At 46.3% G+C, this 6,769-nt stretch carries 6 protein-coding genes; all 6 read right to left on the bottom strand.

Annotated features, from left to right (window positions below; all coding sequences use genetic code 11):
• The coding region (locus HY200_05360; GenBank protein MBI3594368.1) for an NADH-quinone oxidoreductase subunit N at positions 1 to 1,427 on the bottom strand (1,427 nt) is incomplete at its 3' end.
• Positions 1,424 to 2,959, bottom strand: a complete 1,536-nt coding sequence (locus tag HY200_05355; GenBank protein ID MBI3594367.1) for an NADH-quinone oxidoreductase subunit M — start codon at positions 2,957 to 2,959, stop codon at positions 1,424 to 1,426. The genes HY200_05355 and HY200_05360, both read right to left, overlap by 4 nt.
• 338 nt (positions 2,960 to 3,297) lie before the next feature.
• On the bottom strand, positions 3,298 to 5,223 hold the full coding sequence (gene nuoL / locus HY200_05350) for an NADH-quinone oxidoreductase subunit L (protein ID MBI3594366.1): 1,926 nt from the start codon (positions 5,221 to 5,223) through the stop codon (positions 3,298 to 3,300).
• Between the two features lie 2 nt (positions 5,224 to 5,225).
• The gene (nuoK, locus tag HY200_05345) at positions 5,226 to 5,528 is read right to left on the bottom strand and encodes an NADH-quinone oxidoreductase subunit NuoK (GenBank protein MBI3594365.1); all 303 of its coding nucleotides are present in this window, start codon (positions 5,526 to 5,528) and stop codon (positions 5,226 to 5,228) included.
• Between the two features lie 82 nt (positions 5,529 to 5,610).
• Positions 5,611 to 6,138: an NADH-quinone oxidoreductase subunit J gene (locus HY200_05340; protein ID MBI3594364.1), complete on the bottom strand. Its 528-nt coding sequence runs from the start codon at positions 6,136 to 6,138 to the stop codon at positions 5,611 to 5,613.
• A gap of 88 nt (positions 6,139 to 6,226) precedes the next feature.
• Complete coding sequence (nuoI, locus tag HY200_05335) at positions 6,227 to 6,763, bottom strand: NADH-quinone oxidoreductase subunit NuoI (GenBank protein MBI3594363.1); 537 nt, start codon at positions 6,761 to 6,763, stop codon at positions 6,227 to 6,229.
• Positions 6,764 to 6,769 lie beyond the last annotated feature (6 nt).

Genomic DNA, 6,769 nt, shown 5'->3' with positions numbered 1-6,769 from the left:
GCATAGCCAATTAATGGAGCCGGATAGACACCCACAATCAGGATCACAAGCATGGCCGTGATTAAACCGATATTGATCGCGGGCGAGGTGGCCAGAGAATACTCCTTGTCAGGCTCTTTCATATACATCACCATGACGACTCTGAGGTAGTAATATGCCGATATGGCCGACAAGAGCACTCCAATCACCGCCAAATAAGTCAAATGGTGATGAACAGCCGCCATAAAGATATAGAATTTTCCAATAAATCCCCCGGTCGGAGGCAGACCGGTAAGGGAGAACATAAAAACCAACATCATAAAAGCTGCAAAAGGATATTTCTTTCCAAACCCGGTCAGGTCATTGATTTCTTCCCCATGGAATCCTCCCTTATGGAGCAAAATGATAATTCCGAATGCCCCGAGGTTCATAAAGGTATAAATCATCATATACATCATCAGGCTGAAAGTCCCGTCTGACCCTCCCGCGATCATGCCAATCAAGGCATACCCCGCGTGGGCTATAGAAGAGTATGCCAGCATTCTTTTGATATTGGTCTGCACGATAGCCAATACATTTCCAATGAGCATGGTGGCAATAGAGATCACGATGAGGAGGTTACTCCATTCGCCCTGGATTCCGCCGAGCGCCTCCATAAAAACTCTTAAAAAGACGGCCAGAGATGCGGCCTTGGGTCCGGCTGACATAAAAGCAGTGACCGGAGTCGGAGAACCTTCATAGACATCCGGAGTCCACATGTGAAACGGCACCGAAGAAATTTTGAATCCAAAACCAACGACCAGAAAGATCATGGTAATCAAGAATCCGGGATTAAGGGGCGGGAGAAGCGAATTGGCCTTGATAAATGCGGCAACGGCGCCAAGATTTGTGCTTCCGACAAATCCGAAGAGAAGTGAGATTCCGAAGAGCAGAATTCCGGAAGAGAACGAGCCGAGCACAAAGTATTTAGCCGAGGCCTCAATGGACTTTCCCTCAAACCGCTTAAATCCAGCCAGAACATAAAGTGATATCGACATGGTCTCCAGACCCAAATAGATGGTGATCAGATCTCCGCTCGAGACCATAATCATCATTCCGGCAGTGGCCAGGAGAATAAATGCGTAGTATTCCCCTAAATGGATGTCTTCTTCGTCAAGGTATTTCATGGAGAGAAGAATGGTGAGACCCGACGCAATGTAGATCAGATATTTGAAAAAGGTGGAAAAGGGATCGAGGATAAACATCCCCCCGAACGCGTAGATTCCTCCCAGTTTCAGAATTAGGAACGAAGTGATTCCGGTGAGAAGAATCCCCGAAAGTGCGAAATAACCAAACTGGACACGCTGTTCTTTCGGACAAAAGGGTTCAAAGACCAGAATGATACAGGCATAGAGAGAGATAATAATCTCAGGGAGTATCGCCATAAAATTGGAGCTCGGAATGGTCAATTGTAACCTCCATGAATTAGTTCCCGCCAGCTTAAGGCATAGGCAGATTGCGCATTGAGCTGTTCCAGGAGATGATTAACAGTGGCATGCATCATATTCAAAAATGGATTGGGATAAAAACCAATGTAAAAAACCAGGATCAATAAGGGGACAAGCGTTGAAAGTTCTCTCCAGCTCAGGTCCGGAAGCATTCCATTCGATTCCTTGGTGATCTCCCCAAATAACACGCGCTGCAACATCCAGAGCATATAAACTGCTGCCCAGATGATCCCAAATGTGGCCAGAATCCCCATGATTTTATTCGAAAGAAACGCGCCCACCAGAACGAGAAATTCTCCGATGAAACTGTTTGTCCCCGGAAGTCCGAGAGACGACAAAGAAAAGATGACCAGAAGGGTGGCATAGACCGGCATGTTCTTGGCAATGCCGCCGTAGTCGGCAATTTGTCTGGAATGAGTCCGGTCGTAAATTATTCCGACACAGAGGAAAAGAGCCCCGGTGGTAATACCATGATTGATCATCTGTAAAATGGCCCCCTCAACCCCCTGGATATTAAAAGCAAAAATGCCCAGCGTGACAAATCCCATATGGCTAACCGAAGAATAGGCAATCAGCTTTTTCATATCTCCCTGTGCCATGGCCATAAAGGCGCCGTAAAGGATTGCAATCACCGACAAGACCAGGATTGCCATGGTATAGGTATGCGAAGCCCCGGGAGCAAGAGGAAGACAAAATCTCAGAAATCCATAAGTTCCCATTTTAAGGAGAACGGAAGCCAGAATGACACTCCCTGCAGTGGGCGCTTCCACATGGGCGTCAGGGAGCCAGGTGTGAAACGGGAACATCGGGACTTTGATCGCAAAAGCGATAAAGAAGGTCCAGAAGAGCCAGAACTGGAGAAGGGGCGTATAATGGCCCCGCATCAGGGCGAGGAGGTCAAACGTTTCTCCTCCCACAAAATAAAGCGTGATAATGGCAATGAGAAGCAGCAGGCTCCCCGCAAGAGTATAGAGAAAGAATTTGATGGCGGCATAAAGCCGGTTCGGACCTCCCCAGACGCCGATGATCAGGTACATCGGGATGAGCATCGCTTCCCAGAATACATAAAAGAGAATGAAATCCAGGGCCATAAAGACACCGAGCATGGCTGTTTCCATCAAGAGTATGGAAATCATAAACTCTTTCACTCTTTTTTCGATGGCGTTCCATGAACAGACAATGCAGAGCGGCGTCAAGAAAGTCGTAAGCATGATGAGCCAGAGGGAAATGCCATCGACTCCCAGAGTATAATTAATATGGAATTGAGGTATCCAGGGAATTGTTTCTCCCAGCTGCATCCGGTAGGTCGACGGATCAAAATGAAGCCAAATGAATATGGAGAGAACAAAATTCACGACGCTTGTCCCGAGCGCAATTGAACGAACCAAATCGCTATTTTTAACCAAAAGAATCAGCGCAATTCCCACCAAGGGGGAAAAAATCACCCAGGAGAGAATGGGGAAGCCGGAGGCATTATATATAATTTCTTCCATTTATACCTTTTCAGGCTGTTGAAAATGCTCAGCTGCTGCGTACTCGAATCTCGCCTTCCTCAACGTACCTATTTCGTACGCCTCCGTCGTCTCGATTCTGCGGCCTGGCATTTGATCCATTTTGAACAGCCTTATGATTTTAAAAAAACTGCACAAAAATATGCATGGTGTAACCTGAAAGGAGACTCGGCGAAATTCGGTTACCCCACACCCAATTGGGGTCATAGAGATCAGGGTGAATTTCGGCGCCGTTGGAGAGAAGGTTATTCCATGCATATTTAAGGAAAGCACCATTATTTTGGATAATACCCGGACTGTTTCAATGACGATGGTCGAGCTTATAAAAACAAGTAAATACTTACAATGATAAATATGCCGAGGGCCATTCCCATCGCGTAATGCTGAAGCTGGCCGGTCTGGAAATAGCGCATTTGCCTTCCCCAGCCCTGAACAGCCCGTGCAACGCCGTTGACAATGCCATCCACAATCAAGACATCAAATCCCTTCCAGAGGCCTCTCGCAAAAGCAATGGACCCCCGGACAAAAATGGCATCGTAAAATTCGTCAATATAAAACTTGTTAAATGAAAGGGCATAGAGCGGTTTCAGAGAATTTGAAATCCTGGCCGGAAGGTCGGTTCTCTTCATATAAAAGAGATAGGCGAGGCTAATGCCTGAAAGCCCCATCAAGATGGCGATTCCGACCAAAATCGGCTGCAAAGCCAAATCCATCTCCTGGTGATGTGCTCCTACAACCTGAGACAGAAAGGGTTCAATGAGGTTCATCCCTTCGAATGGAAGTCCCACCCATCCCACGGAGACAGAAAGGAGTGCCAGAACCATCAAGGGGATCGTAATGGTCCATGGAGATTCGTGAAGATGATGTTTAACTTCGGAGTCACCCCGGTATTCCCCATGGAAAACGTTGAAGATAATCCGAAAGGTGTAGAAGGCGGTCATAAACGCGACCAGCGTTCCGATTCCCCAGAATATGGGACCTCCGAAACCGGAATTGAATACCTGCCATAAAATTTCGTCTTTGCTAAAAAATCCGGAAAATGGGGGAACACCGGAAAGTGCGATCGCCCCGATTAAAAATGTCCAATAGGTTATCGGGAGGTATGGTTTTAGACCGCCCATCTTCCTTAAATCCTGTTCACCCGCCATCGCATGGATCACACTTCCACAACCGAGGAAAAGGAGCGCCTTAAAAGCCCCGTGGGTCAAGAGATGAAAAATCCCGGCGGTATACGCTCCGGCGCCGCAGGCCAGCATCATATATCCAAGCTGGCTCAATGTCGAATAGGCGACAATCCGTTTGATGTCGTACTGAGTCAGAGCAATATAGGCGGCCATGAAGGAAGTCAGAGAACCGACGACCATGACCAGATGCTGCGCTGTAGGCGAAAGATCATAGATCGGATGCATCCTGGCAACCATAAAAACACCTGCAGTGACCATCGTCGCGGCATGGATCAAGGCAGAAATCGGAGTGGGACCTTCCATCGCATCCGGAAGCCAGGTATGCAGGGGAAACTGGGCTGATTTTCCCATTGCACCGATAAAGAGAAGGATGGCGGTGAGCGTCATAATGTCGATCTGCAGACTCTGTCCCCCGCCTATCCAGCTAAGCAAATCTACGCTTTTTCCCACCTGTTCGTTCAGACGGGAAAACACCACTTTGTAATCGAGCGATCCATAGAGGGAAAATATGAGCAGTATGCCCAGTCCGAATCCAAAATCGCCGACCCGATTTACCACAAAGGCTTTCGTGGCCGCTTTATACGCGGTCTCCTTTTCATACCAGTGGGCAATCAAGAGATACGAACAGAGGCCCACCGCCTCCCAAAATACATAAAGCTGAAGGAAGTTGCTCGCCATCACCAGCATGATCATTGAGAAAGTAAATAGCGCGATGTATCCAAAGAAGCGGTCATAACCCCGGTCACCATGCATATATCCCACGGTATAGAGATGGACAAGAGAGCTTACCGTAGTGACCAGCAAAAGCATGACTGCAGTGAGTGCGTCGGCCTGCATTCCGATTGAAACATTGAAAGTCCCGGAACTAATCCATTGATACCATGTCTGAACAATTTCTTTGTCAGGATAAATTTCAAGAAAGAGCTTGAGAGAAAGAAAGAACGAAGCAAAAACCGCCGGAAGAGCGATCAAATGGCTCTTCCCGTTCATCTGTTTTTCAAAAAAGCCTATAATAATAAAGGCAAGAAACGGAAGCAAGGGGATCAGGATATAGGAGTTCATCGCTACCATTTCATCAGGTTAATTTCGTCAACATTAATCGTGTGGTGATTCTTGTATAATGCGATGATGATCGCAAGGCCGATTACGACTTCTGATGCCGCAACAGCCAGTACAAAAAAGACAAAAACCTGTCCGGCGATATTGTGTAGATAATGGGAAAAGGCAACAAAATTAATGTTGGCGGCATTGAGCATCATTTCGATGGATAGAAGAATAATCACAATATTTCTCCTCACCAAAACTCCAATCACGCCAAGCATGAAGAGCACAGAGGACAGCACGATATAATATGATAAAGGAACCAACGTTCTCTCCGATAAATGTTAAAGGACTGCTTTGTCAAGCGATTGAATTGAATTTCCGATTCAACGATAACCGGGTTCAACCTTATTTCTTCTCTCCCCAGGATTCCCTCAGGATACCGTTCTTGGATAAGACGATCGCTCCAATCATGGCAACCAGTAATATCAGTGACGCGATTTCAAACGGCCACAGATAGGTTGTAAAGAGTGACTCTCCGATCGCCTGGGTATTCCCGGTCGACCTGATTTTATCCACCGTATCGGAACCCGCCGTCCCGGACAGGGGTGACCTGGAAAGAAAGATCATCAATTCAATAAACATCGTGACGCCCACAAAGGAGCCAAAGAGAAATTGCCGGTTGTGCGATTTCTCTTTTCCAGATAAATTAAGAAGCATCACCACAAAAAGGTAAAGGACCAAAATCGCACCGGCATACACCAAAATCTGGACAATGGCAATAAATTCGGCATTTAAAAGAACATAGATGCCCGCCACATGGAAAAACATGACGAGCAGCGAAAGAACCGCGTGGACCGGATTGGACAATGTGACCACCAGAATTCCGGTAATCAAGATCACCGCCGCAAAATAGGCAAATAAAACCAGAGTCATACTTTTTCCAATATTCTATATCACGTTGACCGGTCGAACAGGTGATTCCCCTCTTGGCAGATCTACAAAGACCCCGTTTAACCTTGTTTTATTGATGAACCGGAGGAAAGTTCTTTTTACCCAGGTTAAAGATATTAAGATGTTTTTTCGTGATGTCAAACCGCTTTTGACGAATTGGAAACGCTTTGTCACCCATCTGCAGCATCTTTTCTTTATTTAAAATCAAATCTCTTTTATTATAGGTCGAATATTCGTAAAATTTCGACATGGCAAGCGCATCGACCGGACATGCAGCAACGCAAAAAGCACAAAAGACGCATTTGGAAAGATCAAAAATATACTCTTTTGCATAACGCTGTAACGGATTTCCGTTAACTTCGTCACTAATGACTTTAATGCACCGGGAGGGACAGGCCGCCTCGCAAAGGGAACATCCGACACATTTTTCCGAGCCGTCATCATACCTTAATTGAACCAGGATTCCCCGATATCCGTCTGGAAGCTCGCGCTTCTCATGAGGATACTGGAAAGTAATCGGCCTTTTGATAATGAGATGCTTCATGGTCAAATAAAGACCCTGGACAATTTCAATAAACATGATCTGGTGGAGAAATTTCTTAATCATTGACCA

This window comes from Nitrospirota bacterium (assembly GCA_016194305.1).
In the GTDB taxonomy this organism is placed as follows: domain Bacteria; phylum Nitrospirota; class Nitrospiria; order JACQBW01; family JACQBW01; genus JACQBW01.
The sequence above is the reverse complement of the archived record's forward strand: the minus strand, read 5'-3'. Positions and strand labels throughout refer to the sequence as shown.